Annotated in this window: 20 protein-coding genes and 2 tRNA genes; 16 read left to right on the top strand and 6 right to left on the bottom strand. The window is 44.7% G+C overall.

Annotated features, from left to right (window positions below; genetic code table 11):
* The first annotated feature begins 9 nt into the window (after positions 1-9).
* The 10 genes from ACU37H_RS18130 (at position 10) to ACU37H_RS18085 (ending at position 14,065) form a co-directional block, all read left to right on the top strand.
* On the top strand, positions 10-2,022 hold the full coding sequence (locus ACU37H_RS18130; RefSeq protein WP_472704435.1) for a RagB/SusD family nutrient uptake outer membrane protein: 2,013 nt from the start codon (positions 10-12) through the stop codon (positions 2,020-2,022).
* Positions 2,023-2,041: 19 nt separating this feature from the next.
* A complete protein-coding gene (locus tag ACU37H_RS18125) occupies positions 2,042-3,043 on the top strand; it encodes a DUF4973 domain-containing protein (RefSeq protein WP_472704437.1) in 1,002 nt (333 codons plus the stop codon).
* A 471-nt stretch (positions 3,044-3,514) separates the two neighbouring features.
* Entirely contained in the window at positions 3,515-4,600 is a 1,086-nt protein-coding gene (locus ACU37H_RS18120; RefSeq protein ID WP_472704439.1) for a serine hydrolase domain-containing protein, read from the top strand.
* 390 nt (positions 4,601-4,990) lie between these two features.
* Positions 4,991-5,590: an RNA polymerase sigma factor gene (locus ACU37H_RS18115; protein ID WP_472704441.1), complete on the top strand. Its 600-nt coding sequence runs from the start codon at positions 4,991-4,993 to the stop codon at positions 5,588-5,590.
* Between the two features lie 62 nt (positions 5,591-5,652).
* Positions 5,653-6,015: a hypothetical protein gene (locus ACU37H_RS18110; protein WP_472704443.1), complete on the top strand. Its 363-nt coding sequence runs from the start codon at positions 5,653-5,655 to the stop codon at positions 6,013-6,015.
* A 55-nt stretch (positions 6,016-6,070) separates the two neighbouring features.
* Entirely contained in the window at positions 6,071-6,850 is a 780-nt protein-coding gene (locus ACU37H_RS18105) for a FecR family protein (protein ID WP_472704445.1), read from the top strand.
* Between the two features lie 125 nt (positions 6,851-6,975).
* Positions 6,976-10,470 carry a SusC/RagA family TonB-linked outer membrane protein gene (locus tag ACU37H_RS18100; protein ID WP_472704446.1) on the top strand — a complete coding sequence of 1,165 codons (3,495 nt, stop codon included), beginning with the start codon at positions 6,976-6,978 and terminating at the stop codon, positions 10,468-10,470.
* Positions 10,471-10,492: 22 nt separating this feature from the next.
* Complete coding sequence (locus tag ACU37H_RS18095) at positions 10,493-12,025, top strand: RagB/SusD family nutrient uptake outer membrane protein (RefSeq protein ID WP_472704448.1); 1,533 nt, start codon at positions 10,493-10,495, stop codon at positions 12,023-12,025.
* Between the two features lie 16 nt (positions 12,026-12,041).
* Positions 12,042-13,604, top strand: a complete 1,563-nt coding sequence (locus tag ACU37H_RS18090; RefSeq protein ID WP_472704450.1) for a redoxin domain-containing protein — start codon at positions 12,042-12,044, stop codon at positions 13,602-13,604.
* 11 nt (positions 13,605-13,615) lie between these two features.
* Positions 13,616-14,065: a protein-disulfide reductase DsbD domain-containing protein gene (locus tag ACU37H_RS18085; protein WP_472704452.1), complete on the top strand. Its 450-nt coding sequence runs from the start codon at positions 13,616-13,618 to the stop codon at positions 14,063-14,065.
* Between the two features lie 339 nt (positions 14,066-14,404).
* Here ACU37H_RS18085 and ACU37H_RS18080 read toward each other — a convergent pair.
* From ACU37H_RS18080 to ACU37H_RS18060, 5 genes are all read right to left on the bottom strand, one after another.
* A tRNA-Leu gene (locus ACU37H_RS18080) sits at positions 14,405-14,493 on the bottom strand.
* A gap of 47 nt (positions 14,494-14,540) precedes the next feature.
* Positions 14,541-14,613, bottom strand: a tRNA-Gly gene (locus ACU37H_RS18075).
* A 94-nt stretch (positions 14,614-14,707) separates the two neighbouring features.
* Positions 14,708-14,947, bottom strand: coding sequence for a hypothetical protein (locus ACU37H_RS18070; protein WP_472704454.1), 240 nt, complete (start codon positions 14,945-14,947; stop codon positions 14,708-14,710).
* A 65-nt stretch (positions 14,948-15,012) separates the two neighbouring features.
* The gene (locus ACU37H_RS18065) at positions 15,013-16,050 is read right to left on the bottom strand and encodes a glycosyltransferase family 2 protein (protein WP_472704455.1); all 1,038 of its coding nucleotides are present in this window, start codon (positions 16,048-16,050) and stop codon (positions 15,013-15,015) included.
* A 40-nt stretch (positions 16,051-16,090) separates the two neighbouring features.
* Positions 16,091-16,330, bottom strand: a complete 240-nt coding sequence (locus ACU37H_RS18060) for a uroporphyrinogen decarboxylase (protein ID WP_472704457.1) — start codon at positions 16,328-16,330, stop codon at positions 16,091-16,093.
* A 180-nt stretch (positions 16,331-16,510) separates the two neighbouring features.
* On the opposite strand from ACU37H_RS18060, the gene ACU37H_RS18055 reads away from it, so the two are divergent.
* The 3 genes from ACU37H_RS18055 (at position 16,511) to ACU37H_RS18045 (ending at position 18,447) form a co-directional block, all read left to right on the top strand.
* A complete protein-coding gene (locus tag ACU37H_RS18055) occupies positions 16,511-16,942 on the top strand; it encodes an SPOR domain-containing protein (protein WP_472704459.1) in 432 nt (143 codons plus the stop codon).
* A gap of 106 nt (positions 16,943-17,048) precedes the next feature.
* Entirely contained in the window at positions 17,049-18,227 is a 1,179-nt protein-coding gene (locus ACU37H_RS18050; RefSeq protein WP_472704461.1) for a M20 metallopeptidase family protein, read from the top strand.
* Positions 18,228-18,264: 37 nt separating this feature from the next.
* Positions 18,265-18,447: a hypothetical protein gene (locus ACU37H_RS18045; RefSeq protein ID WP_472704463.1), complete on the top strand. Its 183-nt coding sequence runs from the start codon at positions 18,265-18,267 to the stop codon at positions 18,445-18,447.
* Positions 18,448-18,453: 6 nt separating this feature from the next.
* Here ACU37H_RS18045 and ACU37H_RS18040 read toward each other — a convergent pair whose 3' ends face one another.
* Positions 18,454-20,136 carry a S41 family peptidase gene (locus tag ACU37H_RS18040; protein ID WP_472704465.1) on the bottom strand — a complete coding sequence of 561 codons (1,683 nt, stop codon included), beginning with the start codon at positions 20,134-20,136 and terminating at the stop codon, positions 18,454-18,456.
* An 82-nt stretch (positions 20,137-20,218) separates the two neighbouring features.
* On the opposite strand from ACU37H_RS18040, the gene rfaE1 reads away from it, so the two are divergent.
* From rfaE1 to ACU37H_RS18025, 3 genes are all read left to right on the top strand, one after another.
* Positions 20,219-21,241 carry a D-glycero-beta-D-manno-heptose-7-phosphate kinase gene (rfaE1, locus tag ACU37H_RS18035; protein WP_472704467.1) on the top strand — a complete coding sequence of 341 codons (1,023 nt, stop codon included), beginning with the start codon at positions 20,219-20,221 and terminating at the stop codon, positions 21,239-21,241.
* Positions 21,231-21,728 (top strand): D-glycero-beta-D-manno-heptose 1-phosphate adenylyltransferase, encoded by a 498-nt coding sequence (gene rfaE2, locus ACU37H_RS18030; protein WP_472704469.1) that lies wholly within the window; start codon positions 21,231-21,233, stop codon positions 21,726-21,728. The genes rfaE1 and rfaE2 overlap by 11 nt, the downstream gene beginning before the upstream one ends.
* A 95-nt stretch (positions 21,729-21,823) precedes the next feature.
* The gene (locus ACU37H_RS18025) at positions 21,824-22,804 is read left to right on the top strand and encodes a glycosyltransferase family 9 protein (protein ID WP_472704471.1); all 981 of its coding nucleotides are present in this window, start codon (positions 21,824-21,826) and stop codon (positions 22,802-22,804) included.
* The last annotated feature ends 107 nt before the right edge of the window (positions 22,805-22,911 follow it).

Here is a 22,911-nt window from a genome sequence, read left to right as displayed (position 1 = left end):
ATACAGGCTATGAATAAAAAACAAATAATAACAGGCTTATTGCTGACAGGCGTGATCGCCATCTTCGGCTCCTGCGCAAAATACCTGGATGTAGAGCACTATTTTGATGACCGGCAAAGTGAAGAACGGATCTTCAAAAGCAAGGATTATACCGAGCAGTGGCTGGGCACCTGCTACAACCGGTTACTGAACTATAACTTAGAAATTGGGCACAGAAATTATACGCTTTCAAATTACTCTGACGATATGTTCTTCAATGAATCCGGTGGAGCCAATGGTCAGCAATACCGGCAGTTCAAATTCGGAGAATATGATTATACCTGGCTGCGCTACTCCTGGGCCCAGGCCTATGACGGCATCCGTCAGGCTTCTGTAATGATCCATGCCATGAGCGAAGGCGGTTCGTTTACACAAAAAGAAGCGGCCGATTATAAAGCGCAGGCCCGCTTTATACGTGCCTATCTGTATTGGCTTCTGTTGCGCAAATACGGACCAGTACCTATCATGCCTGATAAGGGGGTGGACTATGACGCAGACTATGAAAAATTGTCGTATCCGCGCAATTCCTATGACGAAGTGGTGAACTTCATTTCAGACGAGATGGTGCTTGCTGCTAAAGATCTTCCTTTAAAAAGGGACAACCGCAACATCGCCCGTCCCACCCGCGGTGCAGCCCTGGCAACACGCGCGAAAGCCTTGCTGTTCGCGGCGAGCCCGCTGGCCAATGGCAACCTTGAAATGGCCGACTTTACCGACGATCAGGGCAGGATACTCATTTCACAGCAATACAGCGAAGAAAAATGGGCCAGGGCTGCCGCGGCTGCAAAAGATGTGATCGATCTGAACCAGTATCGTTTATATATCGCGGCTCCAAAATTCAAAGGTACATTGGATTACCCCGCGACTATTTTTCCGCCCTACCATCCGGAATACTCCGATAGAAATTTTCCTGAAGGCTGGGCCAATGTGGATCCGTTCGAATCTTACCGGGCTTTGTTTAACGGGGACCTGTATGCCGCCGAAAATCCTGAAATGATCTTTACCCGCGGAGAGAATCAAACAGACGAAGATCATGGTATCATTTCGCTGGCCAGGCACCAGATGCCGCAGGTCGGCGGTGGTTATAATTGTCATGGCATTACATTGAAGCAATGTGATGCGTATGCCATGAATGACGGCACTCCTTTTGACCGGCAGCTGATCCGCAGTAAATATGGCAACAACATGTTTGTTCAAAAAAGCGAAGTAGAAAATTTCAAACCCTTGATGGAAAATGTTTGGAAAGAATTTGCCAACCGCGAACCGCGCTTCTATGCTTCCGTGGCTTTCAGCGGCGCGCTCTGGACGATGTCCAGTGCTGTAAATAACGCAGCAGCAGTGACCAATCAGCAGATCTTTTACTACCGTGGTGAGAATGAAGGCATGATCAACGGAGACCGTTGGCTGCCCACCGGCATAGGAATGATGAAATATGTGAACCCCAAAGACAATGCGACCAGCAACGGCGGTAAGATCTTCCCCAAAGTAGAAATTACCATACGTTATGCAGATATCCTGCTGATGTATGCAGAAGCCCTGAACGAACTTGGCGGCAGCTACACGATCCCTTCATGGGACGGCGGCAGCCATGCTATTTCCCGCAACATCGAAGAAATGAGAAAAGCCATCGGCCAGGTTCGGATACGCGGTGGAGTTCCTAACTACGATCTCGCGATCTACGGCAACAAAGAAAGCCTGCGTAAGAGCATCAAGCACGAACGCCAGATCGAATTACTCGGAGAAAACCAGCGCTATTATGATCTGCGTCGCTGGAAGGACGCTCCTGTTGACGAAGCGGAGCAGATATACGGATATAACGTGTATATGACGAAAAGCAGGGCGGCAGACTTCTATACACCGGTAAGAGTACCACTGCTGCAAACCACCTTCTCGAAGAAAATGTATTTCTGGCCGATCGATTGGGACGAGTTACAGAAGAATAAACGTATGACGCAAGCGCCCGGCTGGCCTTCATTTGATTAATCTAAATCTTAGTTTTATTATGAAAAGTTTACGCATATATATCGCAATAGCAGCTATGAGCTGGGTCTTCCTGGCCTGCAACGATGAGTGGAAAGAAGAGCTCTACACCCAGATGGTTTCCTTTAAAGCAAGGCTGAGCAGTGAAGGCGTTTCCGAAGTATACCTGAGGTATAATAAGAACGGGGAAGTCATTTATAACCTGCCCGTTATTGTAAGCGGATCGCAGCCTAATCACCAGGATCTGTATGTTAAGATCGCTGTAGATGCGGATACCCTGAATATTTACAACAAGGAAAAATACCAGTATCGCACGGACCTGTATTTTAAGCAATTGCCGGATCAGTATTTTGAGCTCCCCTCCTCTACCTGCTTTATCCCCAGTGGATCGCATACAGAAAACTACCCGATCAAATTCAAATTTGACAACCTGGACCTGGTAGAGCGGTATGTACTTCCACTAACCATACAGGATGATCCCTCGTATCTTTCCAACTATCGCAAAGGATGGCGCAAAGCTTTGTTATACATCAAGCCGTTTAATGATTATTCGGGCAATTACTCTTCCACATCAATGAACGTCTACCTGGATACCGACACCAAGAACCCGCTCGTGTCCAGCACCAGGACCGCATGGGTAGTAGATGAAAAATCCGTTTTCTTTTACGCGGGTGTATTTGAAGAGAAGTCCGAAGCCAGGGGTGATTATAAGGTCATCATGGAATTCCTGGAGCCTACGGTCGGCGCCGATGGAAACAAATCAGGTGCGTTGAACGTGTATGCGCCGAACAGCAGCATCAACTTTGAACTGATCGAACCGGCCACTTATCAGATCAGGGAAGTGGTGGATGCGACGAAGAAATACCTGGTAACGCAGTACTGCACCGTCAATCTGAAATATAAATACGACGATATTAGCACCATGCCCGGCACCCCTGTCCGTTTCAGAGCCGAGGGCTCCATGACCATGGCAAGACTTAAGAATACTTTGATACCTGATGAAGATCAGGCGATTCAATGGTAAATTAAAACCGTAAGCGTAAGTATCATCAAGTGTGAAGAGATCATCGTTCATGTAAAAAAGCCCTCACCCACGGCCACTTCGTTGAGCTTAGTATTAAACAATTTAAAATGGATGTTTAAAAAGTTAGTTATCCTTTGCATTGCCTGATGCCGGCCCTGTTCCGATCCCGTAATAAATCAACTGAGTTGGAGACAGTTGATTACGACCTACACATGCGAATTACGCAGGTAGACCTGGATCGAACTGAAAGTCAGTTAAGGTGATTAAAGTTTGACAAAAAAAATTAATCACTCAATATTTAACCGTGAGCAAGCCACAACCTTTGTTGTGGCTTGCTGGTTTCGACCATTGGCCCTTAATGGCAACGCGTCATCGCAAATACTTTAAAAGTCACAATTGCCCTATCTTACGGTCGTTTAATAAGGTGTACATTTGATTGCCCGTTTCCCGATCAAACCGAATAATACCATCATGTTTAAATTCTGTGTTCTCCTGACTTTATTCATAGCCGGCAACGTGTCGGCCCAGACATCCTATGAAGCACGGATTGATAGCCTATTACATTATTTTGTCCGACACCATCAATTTAACGGCAATGTACTGGTGGTTGAAAAAGGCAAGCCTTTAATAGAAAGGTCTTACGGTCTTGCTGACAGGGAAAACACTACGCCCAATTTACCATCGACCCGCTTTCGCATCGCCTCTGTGACAAAGCAATTTACCGCGGTTTTGATTCTGCAACTGGTAGAATCAGGTAAGCTACAACTTCATGCACCGTTAAGCCGTTATTTACCGTACTACCCAAAGCCCTGGGGTGACAGTATCACCCTGCATCACCTACTTACTCATACTTCAGGACTACCAGAGTTTACAGAGAAGCCCGGTTTTTTGGAGCGGTCGGGTGAACAGGCTTATACCCACCGGGAATTTATCGAACAGTTTTGTTCAGACTCCCTGCTTACGCCACCTGGAACGGCTTACAAGTACTGCAATACGGGATACTATATATTAGGTGTTATCCTTGAAGCTGTGGCTGGCAAAAGCTATGCAGAGGTACTACAGACAAAGATCCTCCAACCTGCGGGCATGCAGCATACAGGTATGGAAACCCATGCATTGATCTTTAATCGTGCCAGGGGATATAATTATAAGGATAGTACTTATCTTAATGCCGAATACATAGACCTGTTATCCTGTATATTTTCGGCGGGTGGCATGTATTCAACGACAGGGGACTTATGGCTATGGAACAAAGCATTGTTCAGCGATCAGCTCATCAGCAGGGAAAGCCGGGAAAAAATGATGCGGCCTTATATGGCCGGCTATGGCTATGGAATTGGAATAACTAAGTTTACTCCTCCCGGCCTAAAACAGGAAGTTCACTTTGCCTTCCACCAGGGAGCCGTTAATGGCTTCCGGTCATTTATGACCTATATTATTAATGAGGACCGGCTTATCATTTTGCTGTGCAATAACTTCGACATTGACCTAAACCCTATTAATAATGCCATCTTTGCGATTCTACATGACCAGCCTTACAAAGTTGGAGAGCGGTAGCCGATATTTATGTACTTACAGCTTACCTTCTGATTTAATAAAAGCAAGTGCCCACCGCTTTAGCCCGAAAAACTGATAAAAGGCATTCATAAAGGATTGTATCAGAACTCGACTGTTGGAACGCTCATAGCCGCCTGAATGCACGCACAAGGGTATCACAAAACTGATGTGATGTTTATTTACGTGGGACCCTTCATTGCAAATGCGGAAAAGTAACGACAGCCGGCAACTCAAAAAGACAACTGAAATATTATTGGTACTACTTCTGCGTTGAATACAAACTTGATAGCAATTCACAGCCGACCCTCTTGCCAGCAAATCGGAGATTGAATTATCGAAAACCAAACTTAATCCCTATTTTTATAGCTGAAATTATTTTAATATCTTTCTTTGGAGATCGATGATCCATATCCCGATAAAGTACTGTTTAAAGAGGTCGCTGAAGGTGATGAGCAGGCTTTCAACCTGGTTTTCAACCGTTACTGGCCGCAGGTTTACGGCACAACGCTGCACCTGACCAAAAAGCCTGAACTAGCACGCGATCTCTCGCAGGATATATTCGTAAAGCTGTGGGAAAACAGGCACCGCCTACGGGATGTTGCCAACCCCGAATCATATCTCTATGTGCTTTCCCGGAACCTCGTGATAGACCATCTTCGCAAAAACGTATTTGATCCGTCAAATACCTATTTTCTATTAAACTACTTTCAATCCGATACCGGCACCCCACAAGAAAAGGCAGAGTTCAGAGAACTCGATGAACTGTTGAACAAAGCTGTAGATACATTGCCGGGGAAAATAAAAGACGTGTTTGTCCTGAGCCGCTATAAAGGGCTCACGCATGAACAAATAGCCGCTTCTCTCGGCATTTCGGCTGTTTCATCAAAAACCTATGTGGTAAGGGCCCTGCAGCAGATAAGGAAATTTATGGAAACACATGCAGACAGCCATTTGCTGCTGATGGCGATTGCTATAGTATCCGGACGCTGAAAAAAATATTTTTTAAAAACCTGTCTTACCTTCTGTTCTTTTTCCGTCATGATATATGACGTATGCCCAATTATAGATTAGAACAACTATTACAAAAATTTATCGCAGACAGAATCAGCCCTGTTGAACTGACTGAACTGCAACGTCTTGTAAATGATGAAGCATCCGGGGCAGACCTCGATGCATTTTTGCAAAGAGCGTATAGCAATCCCGCCCTCGCTGTGGACGAGGATTATGACAAGGCGTTAATATTCAGGAAAATAACCACCATCCTGCAGATACAGACAGGGAAGGTATCACCTCCGTTAACTGTAAAAAAACAGAGGCGATACACCTGGTTCCGTGCCGCAGCAGCGCTTGTAATATGCGTGCCTGGGCTATTATTTCTTTGTTCGCTCAAAAGCAGAGATACAACCGGATGCTAAAGCTTTTATTGCGAAAGAGATAACGGCTCCTCAAACCAACAGGGCCACCATCAAGATGGCAGATGGTACCATCATGTATCTCGACAGCGCCCGTAACGGCCAGTTTGCGGCACAAGGCGCAGTGCGGCTGGTGAAACTCGCTAATGGGGTTATCGCTTATGAAAACGGGGATCAAAAAGTACAATCCGCTGTACCCCTATTAAATACGCTTAGCAACCCACGCGGAAGCCAGGTAATCAATATCACTTTAAGCGATGGCACAAAAGTATGGCTCAATGCAGGTTCAGCGATTACTTACCCGGTTGTGTTTAGTGACAACAAACGGAACGTCTCGCTAACGGGCGAAGGCTATTTCGAAGTGGCCAGAGACCCTCATAAAAAATTTATTGTTCAGACAGGACAAACCGCCATAGAAGTGCTCGGCACACATTTTAATATCAATGCGTATCATGATGAAGAGGATATTAAGATTACATTATTAGAAGGCCGTGTGAACGTGCATGCCGCCGCACAGTCAGCAATGTTACGCCCCGGTATGCAGGCCCGTATCAGGCAGAATGGTAATGGCCTCCGTACAGTAAATGACGTGGATGTAAATGCTGAAATGGCCTGGAAAAGCGGTTATTTCTCCTTTAGTAATGCTGATATTGGAACAGTGATGCGACAGTTATCAAGATGGTATGGCGTTGATGTCGTCTTCAACGGAGCTAAGCCAGACCGGCGATTTGAAGGCGAAATACAAAAGAAATTGCCCTTGTCCGATGTCTTAAAGATTCTTGAAAAAAGCAAAATGAATTTTAAGATCGATGGAAAGAGAGTTATTGTGTTGCCCTAATATAATCAGTTGCAATTATTCCATTCACATTTTTGTCAAACCAAAATCTGTAATAAAACGAGACTATCCCAGTTATGCGATTATTTCCCTTACGTAGCGTTCTGCATCGACAAACCCTTCTTGCCATGAAGTTGACAACTTTTGCTTTTGTTGTATTTTTTCTCCGGGTATCTGCCAGCACCAATGCACAGACTGTCTCCATCTCGGGCAGGGATATACCTTTTAAGAAAGTGCTTTCGGCCATCAAAAGCCAGACAGGCTACGTGTTTTTTTATGAAGCGTCCCTGCTCAGAAGGGCAAAGCCGGTAACACTTAATGCAGTGAACGCGCCGCTGAAACAGGTGTTGGAAGATGCCTGTAAACAGCAGCCCTTCACCTGGGAAATGAACCAGGAAACAATAACATTGATTGAACGACCCCGGCAGTTGAATGCAGCAGATACCCGGTGGACCATGCCGGTAATGATCAGGGTGCAGGGTACTGTAACGGATGACAACGGCGCCCCGCTGGAAGGTGTAAGCGTGATTGTGAAAGGAACCCGCCGTGGCACAACCACCAATAGCAGAGGAGAATATACTCTGAATGCGAACCCTGACGATATGCTCCTATTTTCAAGGATCGGTTATTTTAAACAAGAAGTGGCGGTCAATAGCCGAAATACGATATCGGTAAAAATGGCAATTAATCCTGCCAACATAGAAGAAGTTACCGTCGCCAGTACAGGTTATCAAACCATTTCAAAAGAAAGGGCCACCGGTGCCTACGACCTGGTGAGCAAAAGCCAGTTGAACAAGCCTGCTACCAATATCGGCGCCCGGTTGGTTGGGCAGGTAGCGGGCATGCAGGCCATAATGGATGCGGATGGCAAACCTGTATTTCAAATACGCGGGCAAACCAGTTTGTATGCAGACAGGGAACCTTTGATCGTGGTGGATGGTTTCCCCGTACAGGACGGTTTTGCTTCTATTAATCCCAACGATGTGGAAAGCGTAACCGTGTTAAAAGATGCTGCGGCAGCATCTATCTGGGGCGCAAAATCGGCCAACGGGGTGATTGTAGTGGTCACCAAAAAAGCCAGGAAAAACACACCGCTTAAAGTGGAACTGAATGTATTCACAAGAGTCGGCCGAAAAATGGACCTCGATTATGTAAATCCACTTGCTTCTTCTGCAGAGACCGTGGAATTTGAAAAAATGAGCTTTAACAAGAAATGGTCATCTTCTATTAATACAGGATCACTAACAGGTGGTTATTATTTTGCAAACTCCATCGCTACCACAGCATTGTATGAGCACCAGTTTGGATACCTGTCTGATCAGGATTTGAATAATGTGTTGGATGGTTTAAAAACACTCAGCAACAAAGATCAGATAAGAAAATACCTGCTGGCCAACCCTGCAAGCACGCAGGTGAACCTGAATATTGCTGGCGGCAGTGACAGGATGACCAATAACCTGTCGTTATTGTATGAGAAAAACCAGTTAAATTTTAAAGAAAGCGGGAGCAAGAGGTATATGATCAATTACCGCACCACTGCTAACGTGTTCAAATGGCTGGATTTTAATTTTTCAGGTTATTTCCAGATGACCGACAATGAAGCAAGCGGGGTAACGCTGGGTGATATCCAGGGTTTATCGCCTTATGACATGCTTATTGATAACAACGGCGGGTACACAAACATCAACAGGTATTATTGGCCTATCCTGGAACGCTTTGTGCCAATGAGTAAATTCCCTTATGCTGATTGGAAATACAACCCCGTGCAGGAAATCAATAACCGGGATTTAAAGACAAAACAAATAGTGACGAGGATACAGGCTGGTCTTACTTTCAAAATACTAACCGGATTGTCGTTCGACAGCAAAATACAGTATGAACGGATGGTAACTGATTCCCGCAGCCTGTATAATGACCGCACTTTTTACGTAAGAAACCGGGTGAACCAGGCCGCTTCATGGGACATGGCAACCAATACTGTTACAATTAACTTACCCAAAGGAAGTATATTAACGCAAGGTAAGAAGGATCTGGAGGCATATAATTTCCGCAACCAGCTGAATTTTAACCGCCGGCTCGGTGCCATGCATGAAGTAACTTTTGTAGCCGGATCGGAAATGAATAACATTGTTACAAAAGAAAGTTATCCTCCTACAGCTTACGGATATAATGACGCAACGCTTACTGTAGGCAATTTTCCTAACGGACCTGGTGGCAGCTTCAAACAGATAAAGAACTGGATGGGATCCAATCAGAGTTTTGCTTACACTAATGCCTTCTCTTACAGAACCGACAGGTACTATTCTCTTTATGGCAACCTGGCCTATACTTTTATGGACAGGTATACCCTTAGCGGGAGCGCCCGTACAGATGCGTCGAACCTTATTTCAGATGATCCCAAATACAGGTATGCTCCTTTCTGGTCGGTAGGTGGTAGTTGGAATATCATCCGGGAAAACTTTATGGAGCCCGTGAAATGGGTGAACGATTTACGCCTGCGGCTTACTTACGGCTATAATGGCAATGTGGACAAGAGCACTTCTTTTATCCCATTGATCGAGCTAGGACCATCACCCAACATTTATAGCAATGATTATACAGCGACTATTTCCAGTTATGGTAACCCTTCCCTACGCTGGGAAAAAACGGGCACGTGGAATGTGGGCGCGGATTTCAGCCTGTTGTCAAATAAATTATTTGGTAAACTGGATGTTTACAACAAGTATGGCAGGGATCTTATTGCCACAATTTCAATACCCTCTGTATACGGCACCAAGAGCCAGAAGTTAAATAATGCCGAGATGACCAATCGTGGGATTGAACTCACACTGGGCACAAAGGCTGCAATAAAGAGTGAAGATATTGTATGGCGCGGCAGCATTAATTTTTCTTATAACAGGAATAAGATTACAAAGTTATTTGTAGTAAATTATACTTCCTATAATCTTACTGATGGCGGTACATCGGCTTATGTTGAGGGCAAGGATGCCAGTACATTGTGGGCATTTCAATATGCCGGTATCAGTCAGAGAGATAAACAGCCCGTTGTAAAAGGAGCCGGCACTGATTTTTACCCTTTTACCGCCTTCACTCCCGGTAATGCCCGGACTTATATGCTGGATATGGGCACCACGGTGGCACCTTATGCATTGGGCCTCACCAGCCAGTTTAAAATATATGATTTTGATCTTTCGTTCATCGTTACCGGGAAATTTGGTCATGTGTTTAAGAGGCAGTCGTTCAATTATCCTGTATTGGGTCCCGGCCGCTTATTACCCAATAGCTCTTTATCAGAAGTGGTGAATGGCGACCCCGATAAAATAGTGCCCATGCCGTTGAATGATAACGAGCCGTTATTTTATTTCTGGGACCGGTTCTACCCATATATGAGTTACCTAGTGGCGTCCGCGTCCTACCTGCGCATGCAGGAGATAAACCTTACTTACAGCCTCCCTGTCAATATAATGAGGACATTAAGATTGCCTGGTAATTTCAAGGTTTACGGGCAGGGTAATAACCTGTTCACTGTTCTGGCTAACAAACACAAGGAGGATCCTGAATATCCTAAAGGCGGTATGAAACCAGAACCTCAATACACTTTAGGTGCACGTTTCACTTTTTAAGCAACCAACAAAACTGGCTACAATGTTTATAAAAAGAAAAATATTTTTCGCAACCACTGTATTACTTCTTGTTGCAACGATACTGTCTTCCTGCAATAAGTTTTTGGGCGAAAAACCTTCAAAAAATACATCCCTGGTAGTAACCACTACCGGCCAGCTACATACATTGCTGAATAATTACAGTGTATTTTACCAGGAGGGAAACAGAACTGCTGTCTACAGTACGGATGATAATGGGCTTAATATCAACCTGTATAATGCGCGACCGGTCACGTTCTCAATGGCTGCGGTGGAATTCTCATTATGGGATACGCAGTATTTGCCGGATGATTCAAGGGAGATTTTCTGGAGTGGTGAATTCCGTAAGATATTTAACGCGAACATGGTGCTCGCCTATGTTGACAAAGTTTCGGGAAGTGCAGAGGATAAGGCCGCGCTTACTGCTGAAGCGCATTTTATACGGGCATACAGTTATTTTCAATTGGCCAATACTTATTGCCTGCCTTATACTGGCGTAAACAAGGACGCGCTGGGGCTACCCATAAAATTGACAATCAGTTTTGATGAACCGGTAAAGCGCTCCAAACTTTCTGAAGTGTATGACCTGATAGAAGCCGACTTGAAGGAAGCGTTAAAGTTAAATGTATCATTGGTGCAAAACGGAAAATCCAGGCACTGGCGCGCAAATACCGCTGCTGTAAACGGCTTTGCTGCCCGTTATTACCTGCAGCGTAACAATTATACCGAGGCGTTAAAATACGCGAACAACGCGTTAAATGAATATAATACATTGGTTGATTATAATACCGATATGCGTTATGGAAGGTCGTCCGATGTTTTAATTGACGGTGGTCCGGCTAATGGGAAAAAAGTAACACTGCAGTTTCCTTACACACACGACAACCAAAGTGATGTAACTGATATGTTGGGCTGGAAGGAGTTTATGTACTTCAGGATGCTATACAACGAAAGCTGGTGGTATATCCCCAGTCAGGATTTGTTGAATTTATATGATACCTCCAATGATTTGCGATATAAGTATCATATTGTTGAAAACTACTCATACGATCGCGCGCTGACCAATCCTTCATACAGATATCCCGGTTATGTTTTCTTTTTTAAATCCTGGCTCCCTTCGGGTCCCACCACGGCTGAAATGTACCTGGTGAAAGCAGAATGCCTGGCGCGTACCAATGATGTGGTCAATGCGATGATTGCGGTGAATACGCTGCACAGGAATCGGATGCGGGCGGGCACAGCCGATCTGGCGGCGATTACCAAACAGGACGCCATCAGGGTGATACTGGACGAAAGAAGGAGAGAAATGCCTTTCACCACCCGATGGCAGGATATCAGGCGGTTTAATAATAATGAGGATCCATCAGATGATGTTACACTGCACAGAACCTTTTATCCTTATACAGCAGCTACTGTACAAACCACCCAGGCGCCGATTCTCTATAAATTAGAAAGCAATTCCAAGCGCTGGGCGGCGCCTATACCCCGGGCGGATATCATCAGCAGCCAGGGCGTGCTGGAACAGAATCCGTACTAAAAAGTAAAATATAGCAATGAATAAGATTTATTTATCAATGCGTTTGCTTGAGGCTGTTGTCGCTTGCAGCATCAGTAATCTAAGTTATGCACAGGAGACACAACAGGCCGAGACTGAAATGTCTGTTCCATATCTGCTAAAAGCAATTGACAAGGCCCCAAATAGTCTGCAATTACATGAGGCTTATCTGAAAGCGTCTGGTTTTGTCAGAGGGGATGTTCAGGACAATCAGGCCTTTATCAATCAGTATAAAACATGGATGGAAAAATATCCGAAATCCGCAGCGCTTCCTTATGCACTGGGGCATGCTTATTTCCAAAAGGAGAGCCCTAAAGCGAAGCAGTATTTATTAAAGGCGGTTCAAATTGATCCTGAATTTGATAAAGCTTATAATGATTTATGGATCGATGCCGAAAGATGGGGCGAGTTTGATAAAGCTAAGGCATATATTAAAACAGCTGCCAGCATAAGACCCGATAATCCGAATTATGCTTTTTATTATGTCAATTCTTTTTCAAAAGACAATGACAAATCTATGTATGAAAAGCTAAGCCTGGAAGTGGCCGAAAGGTTCCCAAAAAGTGAAAGTGGCGCCCAATCATTGTACTGGCTCGCTACGCGCACCACAAATGATGCTGCCAAAATAAAGTACTATGAACTGCTGAAGAGAAAATACAATCCGCAGGATTACCGGTGGTCTGCTTCAGGCATGTCGGGTTACTTTTCTTTGTTGCTCGCAGCCTCTCCTGAAAAAGCCTTGGAACTGGTCATGGAGCTTGCAACCTCGGCGAAAAATGATGAGAATAAAAAGAATTGGAACAGCCTGGTGGCGTTGGCTGATAAGGTGGTTAAGGTAAATCAATTGCTGTCCGTGAATAAGGCATCGGAAGCGTTGGTTGTATTAGATAGTCTTAAAATACCCCGTCGGGCACCGGATCATATAAACACAACGGTTTTACTGCTGCGCGCAACCGCTTTAAAAGATGCAGGGAAAAAAGAGATGGCCTACAACAAACTGCTCACTGCTTACGCCGATTCACCTGAAAAGGAAGTGAAGAAAGATCTGTTCGCATATGGAAAATTCCTGGGTAAGACTACTGAGCAGGTAGAAAAAGAAGTGGCTTACTGCCGGGATACAGCAGCAAAGCAGGCTACAGACTTTTCACTAAACCAATATTTTAAAAAAGAAAAAGCCTCTCTCGCCAATTTTAAGGGCAAGGCAGTATTGCTTACTTACTGGTTTCCCGGATGTGGTCCCTGTCGCGGCGAATTTCCTCACTTTCAGAATGTGGTGAACCGCTTTGATGAGAAGGACCTGGCTTATGTGGGCATTAATATTGATTCTGAACAAAATGATTATGTAATACCGTTCATAAAATCCAGCGGTTATACATTTATCCCGCTTGAAGATTATGATGGACGTAATAAAGGTAATTTGGATAACCATAACATGGCGCCTATGAACTTCATTTTAGACCAGGACGGGAAAATCATTTTCGAAGACTTCAGAATTAATGGCAACAATGAAGACATGTTGTATGAAATGATTAAATCTGTAATTGACAGGAATAAAAAATAATAACAATAATTATGAGATATACAATTTTTTCTTTGGCAGGATTATTTTTTTCGCTAGTAATGCAGGCGCAAAGCCAGGTGAAGCTGAGTTACCGTTCAAAAAAGATAGCGGCAGATACTTATGAATTGCACATCACTGCCCAAATAGAGAGCGGATGGCATCTGTATTCACAGCACAGTGATGAGAAAGGCGGGAGGCCCGCCAGTATCAGCTTTGTAAAGAATCCATTAGTAACCACTATTGGCGGCGTGAAGGAAGTGGGTAATTTAAAAAGTTATTTTGAAGAGTTGTTTGGCGTTACTGTAAAATATTATGAAAACAAAGTGGATTTCGTGCAGGTAGTGAAAGTAAAAAAAGGAGGTATAAAAACAAATGTTACCGGTGCCATTACCTATATGGTGTGCAATGATCATGAGTGTATGCCTCCGACCACGAAACAATTTTCGATAGGGATACAATAACCTGTTTATTGACGAAATCGTAACGGCGGAAAATCTTTCGCCTTTACATAATCTTTATAGTAATCTGCGAAACGGTCTTTGAATTTATGAGTTAGTATATAAGCGGTTCCAATGGTTGCCGCTCAACAATTGATTCCGCGTGCTTCACTTCAATCGCGCCAATTGCTTCCTTATTGTGTTTCTTCCCTATTGCTTTGGGGTTTAGCGTAGATCCCCCTTGTTGATGGCCCTTTGCCCGGCCTTCATCCAAAATCATAATAGAAGGTAAAGTAAGAGCCGCAAAAATGACACGCATCAAATAAAAAAGCCTTGTAAATCAAAATGATTACAAGGCTTTTTTGGTGCCCCAGGCGGGACTTGAACCCGCACTGACATTGCTGCCAACAGGATTTTAAGTCCTGCGTGTCTACCAATTCCACCACCAGGGCTGACGGAATTCGTCAAAAAAAATCCTCTCTAAAGAGAGGATTTTAAGAGCGGAAGACCGGGCTCGAACCGGCCACCCCGACCTTGGCAAGGTCGTGCTCTACCAAATGAGCTACTTCCGCTTAAAAAAGAACTTTTTTGTTGTAAACCCCTACGCTGTAAGGGGATGCAAAAATAAGGGGATTTGATTTTGTAACAAAATAATTTTCGAAAAAATTATTTGTATTTCGGAGTGTACAAGGTACTCTCCTGCACCTGCACCTTTGGCTTTTCAAAACGTTTCGTGTACAACCGGTAACATCCACCCCAGGTCATCAAAAAGAAACAGGCGATGCTTAAATAAAAGATGTACGCAGAAGCTCTAACCCAGCTCTGGCCAAAGTCTTTTTTTTCATAATTCCTTAAACTCTCCTGATATTCCTGTTCTTTTATTTTTTCTACATCCAGTGGTTCCATGTAATAATATTGTGGTGCAAAAATAAAGGAAACAACCTAAAAACCATCATACGACCCGCCCTTTTTTAGACACGTTTGTCTTCATTTTTCATTAAATCAGAAAATTTATTCTTCCCCTTTACAAAGTGGGCCCAGGCCACACTTTTTTTCCAGAACCCTTCCAGGCGAGCGCTTTTGTCTTGCGGGAATACGCTCTTTCTCCTGTCCCAAACAATCCACTTGGCAAACGAAAGGTGGGCGCTAAAAACGGCCACAAAATAACCTCCGTCTCCTTTCAAAAGGCTTTTAAAAGCAGACACCGCATCGAGTAGGGCGCGCGCGATCAAAACATAAGGCCTTCGCCAACCTCCCATGTTTTTATAGATCATAATATTGTTGTTCCGGAAATTCAGGTAGGTCTTTAAAGAATTTCCTTTGGGTAACGTGCCTCCCCCGACATGATAAACTACCGATGCGGGACAACTATATATTTTATATCCTTTCAGTTGTATGCGCCAGCAAAGATCAATTTCTTCCTGGTGCGCAAAAAAATAATTGTCGAAACCACCCGCCCCGTGAAAAACTTCCGGCCGGATGAACAAGGCAGCGCCTGTGGCCCAGAACACCGGTTGCGCAACATCATATTGGCCATGATCCTCCTCCGAGACGTCAAAGACGCGTCCCATCGCAAACGGGTAACCATAATGATCCAGCCACCCTCCCGCGGCTCCGGCATACTCGAAAAAATCAGGTTGGTTGTAGGATAACATCTTGGGCTGACAAGCGCCTATTTCTTCATGGTGTTCCAGAAGTTCTACCATGGGCTCTATCCAGCCGGGTGTCACCTGAACGTCAGAGTTAAGTAAAATATAATAACCGGCAGTCACGCGTGCAAGGGCAAGGTTGTAACCTGTTGCAAATCCATAATTCTTATCAAGCTGGATCACTTCGATCTCCGGGAATTGCCCGCGCAAAAAATCGACTGAGTCATCGGTAGACCCGTTATCAGCCACAATGACCCGGTAATTGGCATAGGTTGATTGTACCAGGTGAGGCAAAAAATGCTCCAGGTACTTCCTGCCATTCCAGTTCAGAATTACTATGGCTACTAATGGTTGCGTCATTCTACGGCGCAAAAATAGGGACTTGCGGATTTGTCCGGTTTTATATTTCCTGCACCTTTGCTGCTTTTGTGTTAAAAAACAGATGGCACAGCTGGATCAAGGCGATCAGACCATTGCTGATAACGATGGGCCATTTCAAACCGAGGCGTATACCATACACCACAAAGACCAGGCAAGCGAAAAAGTTGATCCAGCGGATGTATTTTACACGGCGCGGCAAAAATGAAATGACCAGTAGGATGGTCGCTATATATCCGATCGCTTCAGTGACATTGATCATAAAAATGATTTTACCCGCTCAATTTAGCGTTGTTGTGGTAATTTTGGCGCAACGTTTGATCAAAAAAATGGTCTAACAAAAGAGGGTGCGGCGGATTCTGAAACGGAGAGCCTGAAGTTTTAGGTCAAAGGTCTCTCCGCGCTTGATGACGTTGATATCATTAAATATAAATCGTAAAAGATGAGAAGCATATTATTAATAGGATTTCTTATTGCAGCCACAAGTTTGTCTGCGCAAACGGCCAGTACCGTCAACGTTTATAAAGATCCGCGTATTGATGTGCTATTAAAAAAGCAGGCAGAAGCTAACGATCTGTCTACACGCAACACGGCTAAAAGAAGAACGGCAAGGGGTTATCGCCTTTTAGTGATCAGCAGCAACAGCCGCGCAGAGGCGATCGGCGCCCGCACAAAAGTATTGTCCAATTTTCCGGAGTTGAAAGCCTACATGTGGTACCAGGCTCCTTATTATAAAGTAAAAGCCGGCAATTTTACCAGCCGTAGTGAAGCACAATCCTATCAAAAACGAATGGCTTCCATGTTCCCCGGCAGCATCTTTATTATGAACGATATTGTCGAGATCAAAGTGGAGGACCTCGAAACGGTCGATTGATCCAAAAAGAATGCGAAGGCCTATTCGTCGGGATAGATACCTATCTGCAACGCTTGGCGGTTTCATCAAGCGATTTTCTGTCACCTATTTTATGTAGGTTTGCCTGATGATCGGAAAAATACAATCCCTTGCAAAACAATACGCCCCGGAATATATCGAGGTTAGGCGACATCTTCACGCCCACCCCGAACTCAGCTACCAGGAATTTCAGACTTCCCAATTTGTCCGGGAACGTTTAACAGCCCTGGGTATTCCCTTTCAGGTCATGGCAACTACCGGGGTGATCGGTCTGCTCAAAGGTAAAAACCCCGATAAAAAAGTAATTGCCCTTCGCGCGGATATGGATGCGTTGCCGATCGTGGAGGCCAACGATGTTCCGTACAAATCAAAAAATGAAGGGGTGATGCACGCCTGCGGACATGACGTGCATACCACTTGCCTGCTGGGCGCTGCAAAGATATTACAGGAGCTTAAAGAGGAATGGGAAGGAACGATCAAACTGATCTTTCAACCGGGCGAAGAAAAAAATCCCGGGGGTGCCAGTTTGCTGATTGGCGAGGGAGTATTGAGCAATCCCGCCCCGGATGCGATTTTCGGACTGCATGTCCACCCTGCGCTCCCGGCGGGTACGGTCAGCTTCAGAGCGGGCAAGGTCATGGCAAGCGCCGATGAATTGTATCTTACGATCAGAGGGAAAGGCGGTCATGCTGCTGCTCCTCAATCTGTGATCGACCCGATCCTGATAGCTTCACACCTGGTTGTTGCACTGCAACAAGTGATCAGCCGCCGCAACAATCCGCTACAGCCCTCTGTTCTGTCCATTACCGCTTTCAATGCGGGCACGACGACCAATGTGATCCCCGGAGAAGTGAAACTGATGGGCACTTTCAGAGCGATGGACGAGGCCTGGCGCTTTGAGGCGCACGAGATCATCCGGACGCTGTCTCAGCACCTGGTAACTTCTATGGGCGGCGAATTAGACCTGCATATCGATGTGGGATATCCTAACGTATTTAATAATGAATCACTGACTGAAATCGCGAAGGGACAGGCCATTGCTTATATGGGTGCCGATCGGGTGGGCGAAACGGAAATGCGGATGGGCGCAGAAGATTTTGGCTATTATACGCAGAAAGTCGCAGGATGTTTTTATCGCCTGGGCGTGATGAGCGATCCGGCTAATATCCGCAATGTTCATACGCCTACATTTGATATAGATGAAAAAGCCATTGAAACAGGAATGGGCCTGATGGCATGGTTGGGAGCATCGGTTGAAAAATGGTAAGACAATTCTATCTACATCACCTTTACAAAAAATGAAAATGAAATTACTTACAGTCTTTTTCGCATTTTTAATTTCTTTGAGCCTGGCTTCCTGCCACCATTGTAAAAAGCAACAGAAAGACCCGGCGGCAAACGATGTTTTAAAAGACAGAAACACCAGAGACCCCAAAATAGACAGCCTCGACAAAAAGGTTGATAAAGCCCTGCCCGATATGCAATAAGCTTTATTATTTTCCAGGATTGATCACCATGTCATGTATCTGTGTAACGCCGCCGATTGGAATTCCTACAGGCCTGTTTGAAGAATATACCGAGCGAGTATTTGAAGACGACGGGTTGTATCCGGGATTCCCGGTAATTTTTTGAATGGCCAGTTTGAAACAGCTTTCATTAGGGTCGCCAAAATTGTACTTCACATCATCGAACGCCTGAAAATTGGTAGTCATACCATCATAATATCCCCCTTCGCCATTGGCATTTTTTGTTTCAAAATTGGATAAGAAAGTGCTGTATTTACCAAGCCGGAGCTCAAAAAAACCGACCGGTTTTCCATAAGTCTTGTAACCATAATCGCTAAACCGAGCGCCAATTAAGTGTACGTTGTAATAAGGCTTAAGGCTGTTGATGACTAACTCCGATGCCGATGCAGTTCCGCTGCTGACAATAAAATAAATATCTTTTGTTTTGTCGGAGTTATTAAAGCTTCCCTGTTTTTTGATTTTCTCAGTATTTGCTGCTACCGAATAATCAATGTCATAATAAGTGTAACTCTGTTTCACATTATCGATATAAACCGGCTGTGTTTTTAAAATCGTAGCCTGTTTGTTTGCCATTGTCTGCGTGTAGTGCGTTGCAAAGCTTACAGACCCATTTGCGGAGGCGGGTGCCAATAGGTTGATGAAGTATTCAGCTGTGCCTACAGACCCACCGCCATTATGGCGAAGGTCTACCACAATGTCGGTTGCGTCGCTAAATTTGGCAAAGCTTTTATCTAAGGCCGACGTCGAATTCGTTCCGTAAGTAAAAGACTGATATGCCACATAAGCAATTTTTTTGCTACCTACTGTTATCACCGTATCTCTAAACACGGGATTAAAAGTATAGACTGTTTTGTTGATCGTGGGTAATGTATCTCTTGTTTTAGTAGCCGGCCTGTATAAGATAAGATTTACCGAACTACTGTTTAACGCATTGTCAATCGGGCCGCCTCCTTTGGTATTATAATCCAACTCAGGATTGGCAATTATATCTCCTCTTTTTAGCCCGGCATTGTAAGCAGGTGAACCTTTGGTAACATATCTTATATACGTTACAATACTATCTTGGTCATTATACGGGATACTGACAGTGGTTCCGGCTGAATAGCTGACAGGGACCAGGCCAACACTAAATCCGAGATCATTGTCCTTACCATCCAGGGTCATTTTAATTTCTGAGATCTTCGATTGCCCTGTAATTGCTGCATAAGCAGCAGCACCACCGTTGTATAGATCGGCTGTTTCGACAATGTAAGAGAATTTAGCCGAGCCGTTATCATCAACCGCGTTTCCCTGATTGTTATAATAAATAGCCTGTTCGAAAGGCTTGTTGGCGTTGGCCGGGTTTTTTGTAGACCTTGCTATCGCCACCAATTCTGCATCGAGTCCTTCTAAGGTATCAGCCTTTGCGTAGCCTAATGGTTTGAAATTTGCGCTGTCAGGCAATTGATTATTCCAGTAATAAGTTTGCTGCGCCAATTTGTACAGCGTATCGGCCAAGCGCTCCTGGTAGCTTTTAGTGCTGGTGGCAGGAGGATCTGGCTTCTCTGGCTCCGGCTCTGGATCGGGCTTGATCAGATCGTCAGACTTTTTACAAGATAGAATTGTCAGCAGTATTATGGTGGACAAGAAGGCCAGTTTTCGCATCAACATATACGGAATTTTCTTAAAGATACAATTTCTTCCCCGATTACAGGACCAGTTGTCTATAAAATGATCTTTAACAAAAAGGCAAATGCTTTACTTTAGCGCAACTATTTACCGCAGTATGATCAATAAAAAAGAAATCCTGTCTCTTGTTCAGACAAAAAAAAGGCCGCGGATCCTGGTGATTGGTGATATTATGGCAGATAGATACGTCTGGGGCAGTGCCGACAGGATCTCTCCCGAAGCTCCCGTCCCGGTGGTTGCTGTTAAAAATGAAACTATTACGCTGGGTGGTGCAGCCAACGTGGCTCAAAATCTATTTAAACTAAGCGCCGATGTCAGCATTTGCGGCGTGACCGGAGATGACGCTACGCGGGCGGTGATATTGCAACAGCTCGAAGCTGAAGAGATCGATACCCGCCTTGTAGTTAAAGATGCGACGAGACCTTCCACATTGAAAACGCGCATCATGGCGGGCACGTATCAGCTGCTTCGCGTGGACCGTGAAAAAAGCAGTGATATTGACGACACGCTGCAACAGCAGCTATTGAAAAAACTGGAAGCGCATGTGAAGCGCGCAGACCTTGTGATGCTGTCTGACTATAATAAAGGAGTGCTTACTAAAAAATTTACTCAGGATGTCATTGCGCTTTGCAATGACTTTCAAAAAAAAGTAATAGTCGATCCCAAGGGCCTTCACTATGAAAAATATAGCGGTGCCTGGATGATCAAACCTAATAAACGGGAATTGGCTGAAGCTACGATTAACGAAAAGATCGACAGTGATGAAGACCTGATACATGCTGCCGGAAAATTAATTCAGAAAACGAAAACCCAATATTTAGTAGTAACCCGCTCAGAAGAAGGCATCTCGCTTATTTCGAAAAAAAAGCATGAACATTTTTCAGTTAAAGCCAAAGAAGTGTTTGATGTTACCGGGGCCGGAGATACGGTATTTGCTACGCTGGGATACTTTCTGGCCATAGGCCTGGATCTCTCCACCGCCTGCGAACTGGCAAACTATGCGGCTGCTATTGCCGTAAGCAAAGTCGGCAGTGTTGCCGTTACGATCGATGAAATATTATCCTTAATGAACGCGCATGAGTCTTAACATTGAAAGCTTTATCCGTCACAAAATAATGTCGCTGCAAGACGCTTCGTCCCTGCGGTCCGGGTGGAAAAAAGAAGGCCAGAAAGTAGTGTTTACCAATGGCGTTTTTGATATACTGCATGCCGGTCATGTACAATCTTTGATGCAAGCCCGGAATAACGGTGATTGTTTAATTGTAGGACTCAATGCAGACAGTTCTGTCAAAAGACTGAAAGGCCCGCAAAGGCCCATCATTGGAGAGCAGGACCGTGCGCTGCTATTAGCCGCACTTCGCGTCGTGGATGCAGTAGTGATCTTTGAAGAAGACACTCCCCTAACGCTTATACAGACTTTGCTTCCGGACGTGCTTGTAAAGTCTGCAGATTACAATATCGATAACATCGTAGGTGCCAAAGAAGTTATGGCTAATGGCGGCGAGGTGAAGATAATGCCCTTTATTCAAGGTCTTTCTACCACGGCGATCATTGACAAAATAAAGAATGAGTGAAAGGTCGATGGTCCATGGACTGTAGACCAAGAACCAAAGGCAATCCTACTTCATATCACTGCACCAACTTCCACGATTTTTAAAAACTCATCCGATTGAAGACCCCGCGCAAAATATTGGTCATCCGTTTCAGCTCTTTAGGCGATGTCATTTACACCACGCCGGTTGTCCGCTGTCTGAAACAGCAACTGCCGGGGGTGGAAGTGCATTTTATTACCAAGCCGCAATTCAAATACATCTACGATGGAAATCCCTATGTAGATAAGCTGCTCTTGCTGAAAGAAAACCTTAACGATACCATCCGCGAGATCAGGGACGAACGCTATGACTGCCTTATCGACCTCCATAGCAACCTGAGAACACGCATCATCAAATGGCGAACCGGTATCAAATCTTATACTTACAACAAGCAGACTATAAGGAAATGGCTCAGCCTGAAATTAAGAAAGCAACTGGTACCTCCTGTTCATTTAGTAGACCGTTACCTAAAAGCGGCAGCCCCATTGGGCATTGTGAACGATCATAAACCGATCGACTATTTTCTTAAGACAGCCCATCAATTGTCGGATCTGTTACCCGCATCACATCAGGACAATTATATTGCCTTTATTATAGGCGCCGCACATTTCACGAAACGCATGCCGAATGAAAAGATCGTCTCTTTATGCAGGCAACTAAACCGGCCCGTCGTCCTGTTGGGTGGAAATGATGTGAAAGAAAACGGAGATAGGGTCGCGGCACATTTGGGAGCAAAGGTCTATAATGCCTGCGGGGCGACCACTCTTGACCAATCCGTGTTTCTCGTGTCACAAGCCCAAACCGTCATCGGCTTTGACACCGGACTGACGCATATTGCGGAGGCTTTCAATAAACCGATTGCCTCGATATGGGGCAGCACCGTGCCTGAATTACTGGGCGTTCAACCTTATAAAATCGAGAAGTCATTGATAGCCGGCGTGGATCTCAATTGCAGACCTTGTTCCAAATATGGTTTGCCTAAATGTCCTTTAGGTCATTTTAAATGCATGAATGAGATCGACGAACAGGCGGTAGCGCAGTTTGCGAATGAGGCATAACGATTCAAAGATATTCGCTACGGTTTTTATATTATTTACATTGATTGAAGCTTATCGTTTTTCTTTCGTACCCTTTTTATATCTGTCGGTTCTATCAGCATTTCAAT

It is taken from the genome of Niabella sp. ZPM-14 (genome assembly GCF_055693045.2).
Note: the sequence above shows the minus strand (reverse complement) of the source record. Positions and strands in the feature narration are given on the sequence as shown.